19 protein-coding genes are annotated in these 15737 nt (G+C 66.9%); 5 read left to right on the top strand and 14 right to left on the bottom strand.

The window, feature by feature from the left end:
- Positions 1 to 10: 10 nt before the first annotated feature.
- The 4 genes from ACTWPB_RS18760 to ACTWPB_RS18745 form a co-directional block, all read right to left on the bottom strand.
- Complete coding sequence (locus tag ACTWPB_RS18760) at positions 11 to 175, bottom strand: hypothetical protein (RefSeq protein WP_446221899.1); 165 nt, start codon at positions 173 to 175, stop codon at positions 11 to 13.
- A 5-nt stretch (positions 176 to 180) separates the two neighbouring features.
- A complete protein-coding gene (locus ACTWPB_RS18755) occupies positions 181 to 369 on the bottom strand; it encodes a DUF6328 family protein (RefSeq protein ID WP_446221898.1) in 189 nt (62 codons plus the stop codon).
- Positions 366 to 1508 carry a N(5)-(carboxyethyl)ornithine synthase gene (locus ACTWPB_RS18750; RefSeq protein ID WP_446221897.1) on the bottom strand — a complete coding sequence of 381 codons (1143 nt, stop codon included), beginning with the start codon at positions 1506 to 1508 and terminating at the stop codon, positions 366 to 368. The genes ACTWPB_RS18755 and ACTWPB_RS18750 overlap by 4 nt, the downstream gene beginning before the upstream one ends.
- A 108-nt stretch (positions 1509 to 1616) precedes the next feature.
- The gene (locus ACTWPB_RS18745; RefSeq protein ID WP_446221896.1) at positions 1617 to 1907 is read right to left on the bottom strand and encodes a hypothetical protein; all 291 of its coding nucleotides are present in this window, start codon (positions 1905 to 1907) and stop codon (positions 1617 to 1619) included.
- Between the two features lie 726 nt (positions 1908 to 2633).
- Between ACTWPB_RS18745 and ACTWPB_RS18740 the strand changes: the two genes are divergently transcribed.
- Entirely contained in the window at positions 2634 to 3350 is a 717-nt protein-coding gene (locus ACTWPB_RS18740) for a GNAT family N-acetyltransferase (RefSeq protein ID WP_446221895.1), read from the top strand.
- Positions 3351 to 3380: 30 nt separating this feature from the next.
- Here ACTWPB_RS18740 and ACTWPB_RS18735 read toward each other — a convergent pair whose 3' ends face one another.
- Both ACTWPB_RS18735 and ACTWPB_RS18730 read right to left on the bottom strand, forming a co-directional pair.
- Positions 3381 to 4232 carry an alpha/beta fold hydrolase gene (locus ACTWPB_RS18735; RefSeq protein ID WP_446221894.1) on the bottom strand — a complete coding sequence of 284 codons (852 nt, stop codon included), beginning with the start codon at positions 4230 to 4232 and terminating at the stop codon, positions 3381 to 3383.
- Between the two features lie 68 nt (positions 4233 to 4300).
- On the bottom strand, positions 4301 to 5557 hold the full coding sequence (locus ACTWPB_RS18730; protein WP_446221893.1) for an aspartate kinase: 1257 nt from the start codon (positions 5555 to 5557) through the stop codon (positions 4301 to 4303).
- Between the two features lie 201 nt (positions 5558 to 5758).
- Here ACTWPB_RS18730 and ACTWPB_RS18725 point away from each other — a divergent pair, with 201 nt between their 5' ends.
- The 3 genes from ACTWPB_RS18725 to ACTWPB_RS18715 all read left to right on the top strand — a co-directional run bounded on the left by ACTWPB_RS18725 (position 5759) and on the right by ACTWPB_RS18715 (position 7461).
- The gene (locus ACTWPB_RS18725) at positions 5759 to 6895 is read left to right on the top strand and encodes an ACT domain-containing protein (protein WP_446221892.1); all 1137 of its coding nucleotides are present in this window, start codon (positions 5759 to 5761) and stop codon (positions 6893 to 6895) included.
- A 138-nt stretch (positions 6896 to 7033) separates the two neighbouring features.
- A complete protein-coding gene (locus ACTWPB_RS18720) occupies positions 7034 to 7210 on the top strand; it encodes a hypothetical protein (RefSeq protein ID WP_446221891.1) in 177 nt (58 codons plus the stop codon).
- 47 nt (positions 7211 to 7257) lie between these two features.
- A complete protein-coding gene (locus ACTWPB_RS18715) occupies positions 7258 to 7461 on the top strand; it encodes an MmyB family transcriptional regulator (RefSeq protein WP_446221890.1) in 204 nt (67 codons plus the stop codon).
- Between the two features lie 9 nt (positions 7462 to 7470).
- On the opposite strand, the gene ACTWPB_RS18710 is transcribed toward ACTWPB_RS18715, so the two are convergent.
- Together ACTWPB_RS18710 and ACTWPB_RS18705 are read right to left on the bottom strand one after the other, a co-directional pair.
- Complete coding sequence (locus ACTWPB_RS18710; protein ID WP_378972769.1) at positions 7471 to 7746, bottom strand: YggT family protein; 276 nt, start codon at positions 7744 to 7746, stop codon at positions 7471 to 7473.
- Between the two features lie 186 nt (positions 7747 to 7932).
- A complete protein-coding gene (locus tag ACTWPB_RS18705; protein WP_446221889.1) occupies positions 7933 to 8820 on the bottom strand; it encodes an alpha/beta fold hydrolase in 888 nt (295 codons plus the stop codon).
- Positions 8821 to 8919: 99 nt separating this feature from the next.
- Between ACTWPB_RS18705 and ACTWPB_RS18700 the strand changes: the two genes are divergently transcribed.
- Complete coding sequence (locus ACTWPB_RS18700) at positions 8920 to 9516, top strand: TetR/AcrR family transcriptional regulator (RefSeq protein ID WP_446221888.1); 597 nt, start codon at positions 8920 to 8922, stop codon at positions 9514 to 9516.
- 53 nt (positions 9517 to 9569) lie between these two features.
- Here ACTWPB_RS18700 and der read toward each other — a convergent pair whose 3' ends face one another.
- The 6 genes from der to ACTWPB_RS18670 form a co-directional block, all read right to left on the bottom strand.
- Positions 9570 to 10985: a ribosome biogenesis GTPase Der gene (der, locus tag ACTWPB_RS18695; RefSeq protein WP_446221887.1), complete on the bottom strand. Its 1416-nt coding sequence runs from the start codon at positions 10983 to 10985 to the stop codon at positions 9570 to 9572.
- On the bottom strand, positions 10982 to 11686 hold the full coding sequence (gene cmk / locus ACTWPB_RS18690) for a (d)CMP kinase (RefSeq protein WP_446226408.1): 705 nt from the start codon (positions 11684 to 11686) through the stop codon (positions 10982 to 10984). Before cmk ends, der begins: the two co-directional genes overlap by 4 nt.
- 38 nt (positions 11687 to 11724) lie before the next feature.
- The gene (locus tag ACTWPB_RS18685; protein WP_446221886.1) at positions 11725 to 13137 is read right to left on the bottom strand and encodes a pseudouridine synthase; all 1413 of its coding nucleotides are present in this window, start codon (positions 13135 to 13137) and stop codon (positions 11725 to 11727) included.
- An 8-nt stretch (positions 13138 to 13145) separates the two neighbouring features.
- A complete protein-coding gene (gene scpB, locus ACTWPB_RS18680) occupies positions 13146 to 13802 on the bottom strand; it encodes an SMC-Scp complex subunit ScpB (RefSeq protein WP_446221885.1) in 657 nt (218 codons plus the stop codon).
- Between the two features lie 70 nt (positions 13803 to 13872).
- Positions 13873 to 14757, bottom strand: a complete 885-nt coding sequence (locus tag ACTWPB_RS18675; protein ID WP_446221884.1) for a segregation and condensation protein A — start codon at positions 14755 to 14757, stop codon at positions 13873 to 13875.
- The gene (locus ACTWPB_RS18670) at positions 14754 to 15587 is read right to left on the bottom strand and encodes a ParA family protein (RefSeq protein WP_228538008.1); all 834 of its coding nucleotides are present in this window, start codon (positions 15585 to 15587) and stop codon (positions 14754 to 14756) included. Before ACTWPB_RS18670 ends, ACTWPB_RS18675 begins: the two co-directional genes overlap by 4 nt.
- Positions 15588 to 15737 lie beyond the last annotated feature (150 nt).

The raw sequence follows: 15737 nt of genomic DNA, 5'->3' as shown, positions 1-15737 counted from the left end.
TCGCCACCGCCTACGCGGATTTCGCCCTCGGCCTGCTCGGCTTGGCGCCCGGCGCGCTAGCGCCGATAAAACAACGGCTGGACCACCCACAAGCCCAGCACAGCACGGCCGCGACAATTCCCGCGATGACGCCCGCGGCGGTGCCGACGACCATATCGAAGATCAGCACCGCCATGCCCGTCAGCGCGACCCCGAGTAGCGCGATTCCGAGAGTGCCAGGCGGTGGGCACCGAGCACGAGCACGCCGAGACGATGTCGGCGGAACAGCAGCCGGTGAATGGCCACGGGGGCGACCAGCAGGGCGGTCGCGGCGATGGCGGCGGAAACCACCACGAGGTAGACAACGCGCAAGGGACGCTCAGGCGTCATTTCACCGCGTACGGATAGACGTCGGAGCGACCCTGGAACGACAGGATCCGCGGGTTCTTCACCCGACCGTCGCGAATCTCGATTGCACGGCGAATCGTTTCGCTGCCATCCCACGCTTCGGGTCCGCCGAGCACGACGGGCAGGTACTCGAGCAGGGCTTCGGAGTTCTCCCATGTCGCCGAGTCCCAGAGGAACGAGGGGCTGTGGTCGACACCGTAGTAGTGCAGATCGTCACCGACGGTGAACATCGGATCGGCGAACGAGGTCGGGCGCGAGAACTCGAAGCCCATCCCCTCGTCGCAGGAGACGTCTACGAAAAGTGTTCCGCGCGTGAACAGTTCGAGGTCGTCGTTCATGACGAACGTCAACGGGTCCTCGGTGTCCTGGAACATGCAGTTCACGACCACGTCGTAGTTGGCCAGCATCTGCGCCAACGGCCCCGGCTCGGGTGCCTCGAGCGCGAGTGTCCGGCCGGGCAGTCCCGGATCACGCTGGAAATGCTGCATCCGCACCGATGCGAACGGCGAGGCCACCGCCGACACGCTGCGCTGGGTCAGCACCGTCACATCACTGATCCCCATCGCCGACAGTGCCCGCACCGCACCCCGCGCGGTGGCGCCGAAGCTGATCACCGCCGCGCGCATCCGGCGACCGTAATCTCCACTCACGCCGCGCAATTGGAGGGCGTGCATGACCGAGCAGTAACCGGCCAGTTCGTTGTTCTTGTGGAACACGTGGACGCTGAAAGCACCCGATTTCGTCCAGTGGTTCATCGCCTCCCAGGCGATCAGGGTCAGGTCGCGGTCGACAGCCAGCTGGGTCATCCGCGCGTCCTGCACGCAGTGCGGCCAGCCCCACACGGTCGTGCCGGGGCGCATCTGCGCGAGGTCTTCGGCCAGCGGCTTGGCCAGCAGGAGCACATCGCACTCGGCGAAGAGCTCGTCGCGCGTGCGATGACCCGCTACCAGCGGGGCGAGGACGTCGTCGGGGTAACCGAATCGGTTGCCGTAACCGTGTTCGAGGTAGATCTGACCGCGCAGTTGGGGATCGATGCGGTCGAGGTGAGCCGGGTGGATGGCCAGCCGGTGTTCGTTTTCCTTGCGAGAGGTCGCGACGACGCCGACGGTCAGGTGTTTCACAGTTGCTTCACCTGGTCAGCCTACCCGTAGGCCCTTCAGCGCTCCGTTTCGCCGAGTTCCGCCCGGGAATGTATCCCACCCCCTGCGCCGGATACATTCCCCGATCAGCTATCGCCGATGCAGCGACCAGACGGTGAACGCGCCCCAGAGTGCCAGGCTCACAGCCGCGGCCGTATAGAGGAGATAGGCCAGCACGACCAGGACGGACCCGTAATTGCCCACCCAGTCGCCGAGCCGCGGCAGACCGGCCACGCCGAGGCCGAGCAGGATCAGGCCGAGGACCAGCCCCGGTGTCGCCAGCGGCGCGATGGGCGATTCGGCGGACGAGGCGGCGGTCACGCGGCGACCCCGACCGGTAACTGTCAGGTTGCTGTTCGATTCGAAGTAGATGCTGCTCATAACAACGCGGTCCCTTCCTGGCAGCCGCCCCGACACGGCCGATAAGCGATCCGTACCGGATCTTTCGATGACCGTCGCGCCGTGACGGACGTGCGGGGCGTTCTGCACCGCGACTCCGCGTCGACCCGGTGGATGATCACGAATGGTTAACGTTCAGCAATTGCGAGCTTGCCAGCTGGGCCAGCCAGAGAACAGGTGATGTGATCTGCATCACATAGAACACCTGTGCGACACGGATAGATAACGCGCGTTACATTCCCGAAGAACACGGGTTGGAACTGGCGAAACCCCAAGCCAACTGGACATTTGCTCAAGAAGCCGACAAGCGTGTCATTTATCGAACCGTTACGGCCCCGACGCGGGAAAACGTACCCAAACGCACCGCGATCCAGTTGGTACCTCCGCGAGCCGTCGACACGGCACCGTGACGGAATCCGCTCAGCGAACTCCTCTCACGCCCGAAACCCGTAGGCCCCGAACCGCTTCGTTGCCGACGACGCGCGGAAACCGCGCCGTGACAGGTCTGAGAGGAACCGATCGTCGCGCAGGAAACATTCCGGCCGCGACATCCTGCGTTCGATGTGGGGATCGCGTCACGTTCGGCTACTGTCCTTCTAGTTTTCGATGCTGCTGGATCGTTCGTGTCGCTTCGCCGAAGTCGCGTGCCGCGTGAGATCCACGCCTCGCGCTTTCGGCGACCCTCTCAGACGAAGGACGCCGGTCACCATGCCCGCACCCGTTATCCTCCACGGCCGCATCGCACGGCTGGAACCTCTTGCACCCCATCATGTTCCCGGCCTGGTCGCCGCGGCTGCCGCGCTGGACGGACCGGCCGGGTTCACCATCGTCCCGCACGGCGAACAGGAGGCTCGCACCTATGTCTTCCAGGCCGAGGCGGCGCAACTGGCAGGCACGGCGCTGGCCTTCGCGATCGTCACCGTCGCCGACGAGAGCGTGGTCGGGGCGACCCGATTCACCCGGCTCGACTACTGGCAGGGGCCGCTGACCTGGCCGTTGTCCGCCGAACCTGTCACCGCGTTGCCCGGCGGGGCCATCCCCGACGCGGTGGAGATCGGCAACACCTGGCTCACCCCGGCAGTGCGGGGCGGTCAGGTGAATCTCGACTCCAAGCTGTTGCTGCTGTCGCACGCCTTCGAGAGCTGGGGTGTGCGGCGGGTGACCTTGCGCGCCGATGCCCGCAACCTGCGCTCCCGGGCGGCGATCGAACGCCTCGGCGCGGTGAGTGACGGTGTGCGGCGGGCACATTCGCGTGGGCTCGACGGCGCGGTGCGCGATACCGCGTTCTATTCGATCCTGCACGACGAATGGCCGGGAGTGCGCGGTCGGATCATCGAGCAGCTGGCCGCGCGCGCGTTGCGGCGGGCGCCGTTGATCCCGGCGACCGTGGAAGGGTGGCGGACCCTGACCGCGCCGATCGGCTGACCGGCACGTCGGATCCGGGCGATCGATGCCTCAGCGGCCCGGCACGGATTCGACCCGGTCGATGATCAACTCGGCCAGCTCGGCGGGGCGTTCGTCGGGTATCCAGTGCGATGCGCCCTCGATCACGGCCAGGCGGTAGTCCCCGGCCACGTGACGTTCGGTCAATTCGGCGCCACGGCGCGACAGTGCCGTGTCACCGGTGCTCCACACATGGGTCACCGGAACCTCGATCGGTGCCGAAACCATGTTCGGCGCCAACGACAGCATTGCCCGGTACCAGTTGAGAGCGCCGGTGAGCGCACCACCGTCGACGATCTCACTGCGCACCCTGGCGATGGAGTCCTCGGACATCCCCGTCTTGGCCAGCAGCCCGTCCAACACCGCGGGACGAGCACGCAGAAGCCGTTCGGGCAGTCCCGGGATCTGGAACAGCGCCATGTAGTAGGAGCGGACGAGCTGATCGCTGGACACCAGCGACCGGACGTAGGCACTCGGGTGCGGGACCGAGATGGTCACCAGTGTGCGGACCAGGTCGGGCCGGGCCGCCGCCATCGACCACGCGACCATGGCGCCCCAGTCGTGTCCGACGAGGTTGACCGGCCCGCGGCCGATGGCATCCACCAGTGCGACCACGTCGCCGACCAGCTCCGACACTCGGTAGGCACGCACGCCGCGCGGTCGCGCCCCCGGAGAATACCCACGCTGATCGGGCGCGATAGTGCGGTAGCCACGCGCGTTGAGCAAGACGGTGAGGGGGGTCAGCGAGGTCGCGGTCTGGGGGAAGCCGTGCAAGGCGACGATCACCGGGCCGTCGATCGGGCCGGAGTCGACCACGTCGAACTCGAGACCGCTCCGGGTGAAGGAGGTTATCCGGATACTCAACCAAAGCCTCCGATGGAGTCGACTGAACGATAAATTACGCCGGATTCCGGTGTGGGGCAAAGAGGGGATTAGCGACCGGTCCCGCCGTGCACCACGGCGACCTCGGCTCCACCGAGGTCGAAGGCCCGATGCAGGATGCGCACCGCTGCGTCGAGGTCGGTGTCGCGGACCAGCACGGAGATGCGGATCTCCGAGGTGGCGATCAGGTCGAGGTTGATGTCCGCCGCGGCCAGCGCCTCACAGAAGGTGGCGGTGACGCCCGGATTGTTGCGCATGCCCGCGCCGATCAGCGAGACCTTGCCGACGCGGTCGTCGTAGCGGACGTCGGCGAAGCCGATCTCGGCGCGGCGGTCGCGTAGCAGGGCTACGGCACGCGCGCCGTCGGCGGCGGGCAGGGTGAAGGTGATATCGGTGCGCCCGGTACCGGTGTTCTGCACGACCATGTCGATGCCGATCTCGGCGTCGGCGACCGCGCGGAACACCTTGGCCGCGTAACCGGGTTCGTCGGGCAGACCGACGACGGTCACCTTGGCCTCGTTGCGGTCGTGCGCGACACCGGTGAGCACGGCCTGGTCGGCGGGGATATCGGCCATCGAGCCGAAGACGGTGGTGCCGATGTTGTCGGTGTAGGACGAGCGCACGTGCACGGGCACCTGGTAGCGGCGCGCGTATTCGACGCAACGCAGCATGAGAACCTTCGAACCGCAGGCCGCCATTTCCAGCATTTCCTCGTAGGAGATCTGGTCGAGTTTCTGGGCGTCGGCCACGATGCGCGGGTCGGCGGTGAAGACACCGTCGACGTCGGTGTAGATCTCGCAGACGTCGGCGCACAATGCCGCGGCCAGCGCGACGGCGGTCGTGTCGGAGCCGCCACGGCCGAGGGTGGTGACATCGTGGTTGTCCTGGCTCACACCCTGGAACCCGGCGACCAACACCACTTCACCGTCGTCGAGGGCGCGGCGCACCCGGCCCGGGTCGACTTCGATGATCTTGGCGCGGCCGTGGGCGCCGGTGGTGATCACGCCGGCTTGGGAGCCGGTCAGCGATCTGGCTTCGGCTCCGAGTGAATGAATCGCCATGGCCACCAAGGCATTCGAGATCCGCTCCCCTGCGGTGAGCAGCATGTCCAGCTCGCGCGGTTCCGGTGCCGAGGCGATCTGGGCCGCCAATTCGAGGAGCTCATCGGTGGTATCGCCCATTGCCGAGCAGACCACCACCACGTCGTGCCCCTGCTTCTTCGTCTCCACGATCCGCTCGGCGACCCGCCGGATCCGCTCCGCGGTGGCTACCGACGAACCGCCGAATTTCTGCACAACCAGGGCCATCTGCGAAGTCCTCTCCCCTGCTCGCCCGCGTGCGATCCGCGGGTGACCCCTCCGAGTATCCAGGCAATCCGGGCACGGCCGTACCAATTCGGAAACGAAAACGACTGCCGCCGAAGAGTTCCGGACGCGATACTGGCAGTCAGGGGGTGGCGCGAAGCGTCGGCTCCCGGTTCGGCAGCTCTCGGCGTTAGGCGTATTCCGGTGATCGATCAGCACTTCCGTTCCGCTCGCTCCGCTCTGGCGGTCGCCGTTCTCGGCACCGGCGCGCTGGCCGAGGAGGTGGCGCGGATCTTTCGCCACACCGTCGATGATCTGAGCGAACGCGCCGGGACGCGGTTGGTACTCGGGGCGGTGTCGGGCGCCGATCTACTCGTCGACGCGACCGCGACCACCGCATCGTCGACCACAGTGCTCGCCGCGCTGCGTGCAGGCAGGTCGGTGGTCACCGCGAATACGGCACTGATCGCCGAGCACGGACACCGACTGGCCGCGGCCGCGGAGGAATACGGGGCAGACCTGTGCTTCGAGGCGGCGGTCGCGGGCGGGGTGCCGGTAGTGCGGCCACTGACCCAATCACTGTCGGGCGATCGGGTGCGGCAAGTGCTCGGGGTCTTCCCCCTCGACGGCGCGAATCCGGTTGCGCAAGCCGCGATCCTGGCGACGTTGGCGTTTCACACCAGAGTGGAAGTCGCCGATGTGCACTTCGAGGAGTTCGGGGCGGCCGACCCACACGCCCTCGCCGCCGCGCAAGCGTTGTCACTGCGGCTGCGACAACTCACCGTCTGCACCAGGGTCAGCGAGCAGTCAGGCCCCGAAGACGGTGGCAAGGAACAGATTTCGGTGCGCGTACACCCTGCGCTGATTCCTGCCACCCACCGGCTCGCCCAGGTGGACGCACCCGCGGTGACCGTCGAGGCGGACTGCGCTGGGCAGCTGATGTTCGCTGGCCGCCATGCCCCGAAAGCCACCGCATCGGCGCTGCTCGGCGACTTGGTCACCGCCGCACGAAACCGCGTCAACGGCGGCCGCGCACCCCGCGCCTCCTACTACGCCGAACTCCCCGTCGCGCCGCTCGGCGACACCCCGACCCGCTTCTACCTGAACCTGCACGTCACCGACCACGCCGGCGCCCTGGCTCGGGTCGCATCGACCTTCGCCGACCACGGGGTGAGCATCGAGCGGGTCCGTCAAGAGCACCACAACGACGCCGCCCACCTGATCGTGCTCACCCACCGCGCCAGGGAATCCGCCCTCACCGACACGGTCGACGCCCTCACCGACGCATCCTGCGTGCGCGCGGTGCGCACGCGTTGGCGAGTGGAGGGCACCGACGGCTAGCCGAAACCGCTTGGACGCAACGCATCGTGGGCAGACCGTCGCTCGGTGGCGTCGCCGACAATGAACATCCGCATCTGCCGCTGATCGCGCGGGCTACCCCGAGCCTTGACAGTGCAGAGGACGGCCCCACTCGCCGGGATGAGCGCCGATCACTACATCCGGCTCGAACAAGGCCGCGATAGGCATCCGTCCGATCAGATCGTGGCGGCGTTCGCCCGGGTGTTCTCGCTCGACGACGACGGCACCGCGCAGCTGCGGGAGTTGGCGAGCCCGGCGCTGCGGCGCACACGGGCACCGCGACGACCGGAACGGTAACGCCGAGCCTGCTACGCCTGACGCGGACCTGGTCGGACACTCCGGCGATGGTATATGGATGTCCGGCCGCGACACCGGTGGCTATCGCGCTGAATTCCTGTTCGGCGCCGGGAGTCAATCAGGTCAGGATGGTGTTCCTGGATCCCGAGGCGCGCAACATTTTTCCGGATTGGCCGGCAATCGCCGCGGAGACCGTGGCCGGTTTGCGGGTCAGCGCAGGCACTGATCTCGACGACCCGCTTCGGCAATGAGCACCTCGACTACAGGCTGAACGCGACCGCGCGCAGGATCAGGACTGCGATGAACACGGCGGTGAAGGCCAGGTCGAGGGAGAAGTCGCCGATGCGGATCGGCTTCAGTACCTTGCGGACCGGGGCGATCACCGGTTCGGTCGCGGCGTGAGTTACCTCCCGTGCCTTGCGCGCCCACTGCGGACCGTTGCCAAGGGCATCTATCCAGTCCACCACCAGCCGAGCGATCAGCAACAGCAAGAACACGGTCAACGCGTAGCCGACCAGGGTTCCGATAAGACTCATCACGCACTCCCTCGCGGAGGCCACAGAGGACCTCTTACCGCTACCAACGTGCCCGACATTGCCAAGGTTTCCACCACCCGGTAGTTCTCAGTCAATTGTCAGGCCTGCGGTCGTGTTTCCTCGACGTGATCGCGGGTGCGGCGTGGTGGCACCTGGTCGGCAATGGCGAGTCGCGGCGCGCGTTGTCTACTTGCCTTGGTGGGCGTCCGTCGGCTCGTAGCGGCGGGTGAAGTCGAGAATGCGTGCAGTCACCAGTTTCGGGAACTGGTGGAAGAGGCCGTGTCCCGCCTGGGGAACGATCTCGACTTCGCAGGTGGACAGGTTGTCGCGCAGGCGTTGTTCGGCGAGTTGCGGATCGACCACCAACGACTCCGACCCGATCAGCACCAGGGTCGGCGATGTGATCGTGGCCAGCCGCTCGTCGGTGAACATCTTCGGATAGCCGATCGTGGGGATATACCCGAGAGCCGCCTTCACGCCCGCGAATTCCGCGTCGGTCAACGCGACGCCGGGGTTGAGCCGTGCGTTCATCGTGCGGAGGTTCTTATCCGTGGGCCGGGCTCCGACGCGGAGCATCATCCACAGCAGGCTCCATGTGATCTTCGTCAAGGTGCCGCTCGGCTCTACCACGTTCACGCTCGCCAGCCGCGTCTGCTGAGTGGTCGCGATGACCAACACCTGCCACGCGCCCTGTGAGTAACCGACCAGATGAACCCGGTCGACGCCGAGACCGTCGAGGACCTCGCCGAACCAGGTACCGAAGCGCGATTCGTCGATCGGCGCGGTCTGCACACTGAGACCGGGAGCGCCGATCATTTCGGGCATATAGACGACGCGATCGCGAGCGAAGTCCTCGATGACGTGGTCCCAGGACAGGCTGTTGCCGCCGAGTGAGTGCATCAGCACGATCGGCACCCCTTCTCCCGCACCGGCTTTGCGGACGCGAGTGGATCCGAAGGAGGTACTGATGTCGACCGTGGTCGACGGGATCCGCCACTGCTTTTCCAGTTCGCGATAGGTCCGCAGATACTCCTCGCGCGCCTTGTCGTTCTTGAACCGCCCGATCTTGGCCATGACCACCCCTGCTTCTCGTTGGTGATATCACCGTACCACAAAGGTGATATGGGCGTACCATGAAAACTTCTCGTGCAGCCAGATCAGAGGGGAGCCACGGTGCCACGCTTGGCCGATCACGAAGAACGTCGCAGGTCCATCACCGGTGCCGCCCGCCGGGTGATCGCCCGCGGTGGGCTCGACGCCGCGACTTTCCAGTCCGTCGCCGTGGAGGCCGGGGTCTCGGTGCGGTCGGTGCAGTACTACTTCGGCACCAAACGGGAGTTCCTGCTCGCCACCCACCGTGCTGTCGTCGAGGACTCCGGCACCCGGATGACCCAGGGGTTCGCGGCGCTCGGGCCCGACGCCGGTCCGCGCGATATCGTCCGCACGATCCTGCTCGCGATACTCCCCCTCGACGAACCCAGTCGGCGCGACGCCGTCATTCTCGGCATCTTCCACGCCGCGACGCTCACCGGTCCCGACGTCGAATCAGCCGATACCGTGCAAGCGCCGAACTTCATCGTCGACGCTGTCGCTGGGCAACTGCGACAGTTGCGCGGGCCCGGCGCCGACGAGCAGACCCTTGTCGCCGACGCCGAGGTGATCCTGCTCGCGGTCGGCGGGCTGGCGCAAGGAATGCTCACCAACGACGACTATGCCTCGCGCGCAACACAATTGGTCGACCACCTGCTCGACCGCGTATTGGTAGCCTGAAAAACGAAGAGCCCCGGCGATATTCGCCGAGGCTCACTCGTCTGACACTCGAATTACTTCTTGCGTTCCTTCTTCTCGCGCACACGCACCGAGATGCGCACCGGCGAACCGTCGAAGCCGAATTCCTCACGCAGACGGCGCTCCAGGAAGCGGCGGTAGCCTGCCTCGAGGAACCCGGTGGTGAACAGCACGAACGTCGGCGGGCGAGTGCTCGCCTGAGTGGCGAACATGACGCGGGGCTGACGGCCGCCACGCATCGGCGGCGGGGTGGCCGCGATGACTTCCTTCAGCCAGGTGTTGAGGCGGCCGGTGGAGATGCGCTTGTCCCAGGACTCGAGCGCGGTTTCCATCTGCGGCACCAGCTTGGCCACGGCGCGGCCGGTGTGGGCGGAGATGTTGACCCGCTGCGCCCACGGCACCCGCACCAGGTCGCGATCGATCTCGCGCTCGAGCATGTAGCGGCGGTCCTCGTCGACCAGGTCCCACTTGTTGAACGCCAGCACCAGCGCACGACCGGACTCGGCGACCAGGCTGATCACGCGCAGATCCTGCTCGGTGATCGGCACCGAGGCGTCGATCAGCATGATCGCGACCTCGGACGCCTCCAGCGCCGACTTCGTGCGCAGCGACGCGTAGAACTCGGTGCCGGTGGCATTGGAGACCTTGCGGCGCAGACCGGCGGTGTCGACGAACTTCCACGTCTTGCCGCCCAGCTCGACCAGCGAGTCGACCGGATCGACGGTGGTGCCCGCGACATCGTGGACCACCGAACGCTCGTCGCCGGCCAGCTTGTTGAGCAGGCTGGACTTGCCGACGTTCGGCTTGCCGACCAGTGCCACACGACGCGGACCCGCGACAGCGGTGCCTTCACGCGGGGTCTCGGGCAACGCGCTGAGCACGTCGTCGAGCAGGTCACCGGTGCCACGGCCGTGCGCGGCCGAGACCATGCGCGGCTCGCCGAGACCCAGCGACCACAGCGTGGCGGCCTCGAGTTCGACCTTCTGGTCGTCGACCTTGTTGGCCACCAGGATCACCGGGATCTTGGAGCGGCGCAGCTTGCGCACCGCGGCCTCGTCGGTCGTGGTCGCGCCGACCGTGGCGTCGACCACGAGCAGGATCGCGTCGGCGGTCTCCATCGCCACCTCGGCCTGGCGCGCGACATGAGCCTGCAGACCCTTGGCGTCGGGTTCCCACCCGCCGGTGTCCTGCACCATGAAACGGCGCCCGGCCCAGTTGGCCTCGTACGAAATGCGGTCACGGGTCACCCCGGGAACGTCTTCGACCACCGCTTCGCGTCGGCCGAGGATGCGGTTGACCAGGGTCGACTTGCCCACGTTGGGGCGCCCGACCACGGCAAGCGTCGGCATCGCGACGTGCTGTTGGCCGTCACCGTCCCCATCGATATCGAGGACTTCCCATTCGGACTCGTCGGTCCAGGTTCCGTCGCCTACGAGAATCTCTTCGATCATCGCGGACCTCCTGTCGTGGCCGAAAGCTGCTGAGCCACCACGCGATACAGCTCCTCGATGGTCTGTGCCATCGTCAGGTCGCTGGTGTCGACGAGCACCGCGTCGGCGGCGGGGCGCAACGGCGACACTGTGCGGGTGGAGTCGAGGGTGTCGCGGCGCTGCACGTCGGCCAGCACGGCCGCGTAATCGTCGCCGCGGCCCTCGCGGATGTTCTGAGCGTTGCGCCGCTCGGCGCGTGCCTGCGCGGAGGCGGTGAGATAGATCTTGGCGTCGGCGCCGGTGAGCACGACGGTGCCGATATCGCGGCCTTCGACCACGATGCGTCCCGACATCGCCGCGATCTCACGCTGCAGGGCAACGAGCTGCTCGCGCACCTGCGCCACCGCGGAAACCGCCGAGACCGCCTTGGTGACGGCGTCGCCGCGGATCTCGTCCGAGACGTCTTCACCGTCGAGTTCGATGACCTCGTGGCTGGGATCGGTGCCGATCGAAAGCGGCATCCCCGCAACGGTTTGCGCGATCGCGGCCGCATCGGTCAGCTCGACGCCCGCACGCAGCACGCGCAGGGTCGCGACCCGGTACATGGCACCGGTGTCGAGGTAGCGCGCACCGAGACGGGTGGCGAGACGGCGAGACACGCTGGACTTGCCGGTGCCGGACGGGCCGTCCATCGCGACGATGAGCGTCGCGTCCCCGGTCATCCGGTTGCCATCGAATTCCAGGGGAAAGTCGACACCGTTCACAGCTGCACCGCCTCGTAGAGTTTGCCGATCTCGTCGCGGCCGAGCACCCGCAGCGTGCCGGGACGCTGGTCACCCAGTGCCACCGGGCCGAGGTGGGTGCGCACCAGCCGGATCACCGGGTGGCCGACCTCGTCGAGCAGCCTACGCACGATGTGCTTGCGGCCCTCGTGCAGCACGAGCTTCACCAGCGACCGGCCCTGGTAGGCCTCGAGCACCATGAACTTGTCGACCTTGGCGGGCCCGTCCTCTAGCTCGACGCCTTCGCGCAAGCGCTTACCGACCAAGCGGTAGTTCACCTCGCCGTCGACGGTGGCCAAATAGGTCTTGGGAACTTCGAACGAGGGGTGCATCAGTCGATGCGCCATCTCGCCGTCATTGGTGACCAGCAGCAGGCCCTCGGTGTCGGCATCGAGGCGGCCGACGTGGAACAGGCGCTGACCAGCGGCGATCCGCTCGGCGATGATATCGCCGACGCACGGGCGCCCCAGGTCGTCGGACATGGTGGACTGCCAGCCCCTCGGCTTGTTCAGCACCAGGTGCACCAGTTCGTCGCGGACCACGACACGGGTCCCGTCGACGCGCACGACCGCGTTCTCGGCGTCGATGCGCAGACCCTGCTCGCGCACGATCTTGCCGTCGACCTCGACGCGACCCGCGGCGATCATCTCCTCGGCGGCGCGGCGCGAAGCCACACCGGCCTTGGCGAGGACCTTCTGCAGACGTTCGCCTTCGCCCCACGGGAGCTTCTTGGGACCCTCGGTGACATCAGCGTGCTGGTGACGCGCGGGCTTGGCGTTGTTCAGGATCGTCGGAGCGACGACCTTGCGCTGCGGCTTCGTGGTCTTCTTGCGAGCCGCGAAGGCCTGTGATCCGGCCGAAGCGCCGCTGCGCTGACCAGCTGTGCCACCACGCTGTTCGCGGTCGGCGTCACCACGCGGGTAGCCGCCACCGGTGCTGCGACGGTCATCACGCTGACCACCGCCGGCGGGGCCACCACGGCGGTCGTCACGCTGGTAACCACCGGCAGACGGGCCACGACGGTCGCCACCGACTGGGGCGCCGCGTCGATCATCACGCTGGTATCCACCGGGCGAACTGCCGCGACGGTCACCACCGGCGGGGCCGCCGCGACGATCGTCACGCTGGTAACCGCCGGTGGAGCCACCACGGCGACCGCCGGACTCGGCGTCACGCTGGGAGCTGCCGGCGGACCGGGCAGCTGTCTGATTGCCGCGCTGGAAGCCACCCGCGCCGGTGCCACGGCGGCTGGGAGCCGAGCCGCGAGAGCCGGTCTGCCCGGTGCGCGCACCCTCGCCACGGTTACCCGCGGTTCGATTCGCGCCACTTCGGGGCTGGTCGCTGCGATTTCTTCGATCCGGTGTGCCATCTCGGCGAGCGGAATTATTCATCTGTCCTGTCAATCGTCGGTGCCGAGATCCATGTCGGACTCGGCGGGTTTCTTCAGCCTGGTGAACCGCGGATCGGTTTCCAGGCTCTCGCTGATCTCGTCGATCAGATCGACGCCGGGAAGCAGCGGCGCCAGCAGTGGCAGGTCGCCGAGCGAGGCGAGCCCGATCCGTTCGAGGAACAACTCGGTGGTGCGGTACAACGTCCCGTTGGTGTCGGGGTCCTGACCCGCTTCCGCGATCAAGCCCCTGGCCAGCAGCGTGCGCATCACTCCATCGACGTTCACCCCTCGGACCGCACTGACCCGCATGCGGGTCACCGGCTGGCGGTAGGCGACTACCGCCAAGGTTTCCAAGGCGGCCCGGGTCAGCTTCGTCCGGGCCCCGTCGAGCAGTACCCGCTCGACATAGGGCGCGTACTCCTGTCGAGTATAGAAGCGCCATCCGTCACCGACGAAACGCAGGTCGATGCCGCTGCCCCGCGCGGTCAGTTCCGCCGACATCGCGCGCAGGACGGTTTCGACGCGCTCGCTGGTGTCGTCCAAGGCCGCTGCCAGCTGTTCTGTCGGCGCCGGGGCGTCGACAACCAGCAACATCGCCTCGAGCGCCGAGCGCAATTCGAGGTCGTCGAGTGGCTCAGAGGTGAATTCCACCACTGCCTCAGTCATGCTGCGCCTTCCTGGATGATCGAGGGCCCTACGTGGTCACGCTCGGCTACCGCCTCCGGGCCTGACCCGATCATCCGTAGTCTTCCTCGAAAGTCAACGCCGCTGCCTCGGCGTCCGGGTCGAGCTCGCCGAGCCAGCTGACGGCAAGGGGCCCGAGCGGATCGGGTTGGTCGAAGGCGATGGTTTTACCCCGGTACAACTCCAGCAACGCCAGAAACCTCGCCACGATTTCCACCGGGACTGTGCAGTCGACCACCAATTCGGCGAACGTCGTCCATCCGCCCGGGCCGCGTTCCTTCAACATGGCCAGCACCAGCTCGGCCTGCTCGGCGACCGAGATGGTGTGCATGTGCAGATGCCCGAGCCCGACCTCGGCGATCGGGCGTGGCCGGAAGGCCGCCGCCGCGATCTCGGCGAACGCCGCGATATCCACCCCGAGGGTGACCTCTGGCAGCAGCCCTTCGAACTGTTCCTCGAGCGCCACCGAGCGCGGATACCGGCGCAGAGCCGCGGCTTCCAGCTCGGCGAGCAGCTCGGCCACCTGCTTGAACGCGCGGTATTGCAGCAGTCGCGCGAACAGCAGGTCGCGAGCGTCGAGGAGTTCGAGGTCATCGGCGTCGGTCATCTCGCCCGACGGCAGCAGCCGCGCCGCCTTGAGGTCGAGCAAAGTGGCGGCGACGACGAGAAATTCGGTGGTCTGATCGAGAATCTTGTCCGCGCGCAGCTTGGTGTTCTCGGCCAGCTCAGCGGTCAATGCCTTGGTGTAGGCGATGAATTCGTCGGTGACCTGATGCAGCGCGACTTCGGTGACATCGAGTTTGCGCGAGCTGATCAACGTCAGCAGCAGATCGAACGGCCCCTCGAAATTAGTGAGCCGCAAGTGAAAACCGGGTTTCTCCGCGGCCGGCACCGCGTCTTCGGGTACTGCTTGCACCGCAGGTGTAGCTCCGATCACCGGCCAGACCGGTGGATGACTTCACGTGCCATCGCTCGATACGACTCGGCGCCGCCCGATTTCGGCGACCAGGTGGTGATCGGCTCTCCGGCGACGCTGGCATCGGGGAAGCGCACGGTGCGCGAGATGGCGGTGTCGTAGACCAGATCACCGAACACCTCGACCACGCGCGACATCACCTGACGCGAATGCAGCAGGCGCGCATCGAACATGGTGACCACGATGCCGTAGAGGCTCAGTCGCGGGTTGAGCCGGTCGCGCACTTTCTCGACGGTGTCGTTGAGCAGGGCGAGGCCGCGCAGCGAGAAGTACTCGCATTCCATCGGAATGATCACACCGTCGGAGCAGGCCAGCGCGTTGACCGTGAGCAGGCCGAGCGAGGGCTGGCAGTCGATGAGGATGTAGTCGTAGCGATCGCGCACACCGTGCAGGGCGCGGCCGAGCGACTGTTCGCGGCCGACCTCGTTGACCAGCTGGATCTCGGCGGCGGAGAGGTCGATATTGCTGGGTAACAGGTCCATGCCGTCGACCTTGGTGGTCTGCAGCACGTCGTCGACCTTGGCTTTACCGCCGATCAGCAGGTCGTGCACGGTGAGGTCGAGATCGTGGTGTGCCACACCGAGCCCGGCCGAGAGCGCACCCTGCGGATCGAGGTCGACGAGCAGCACCCGGCGACCGTATTCGGCCAGTGCCGCGCCGAGATTGATGGTCGAAGTGGTTTTTCCGACCCCGCCCTTCTGATTGCACATGGCCACGACGAGTGCGTCGCCATGTCGCTGGACCTGCGGTGGATCGGGTACCAGTCGCAGCGGGCGGCCTGTCGGGCCCATCTCGACGGCCTCGGCGACCTGTTCCGGTCCACCGTCCCACGGTGTTTCCGCTGTCGTCACGATCCGCTGCTCCTTATACGTTTTCCTTGCCGGTAACCCCTGTCGAGGGTAGCGAGGCCGATCCTGCGACCGGCTCGCTTTCGTACGGTC

It is taken from the genome of Nocardia sp. IBHARD005 (assembly GCF_052814245.1).
Note: the sequence above shows the minus strand (reverse complement) of the source record. Positions and strands in the feature narration are given on the sequence as shown.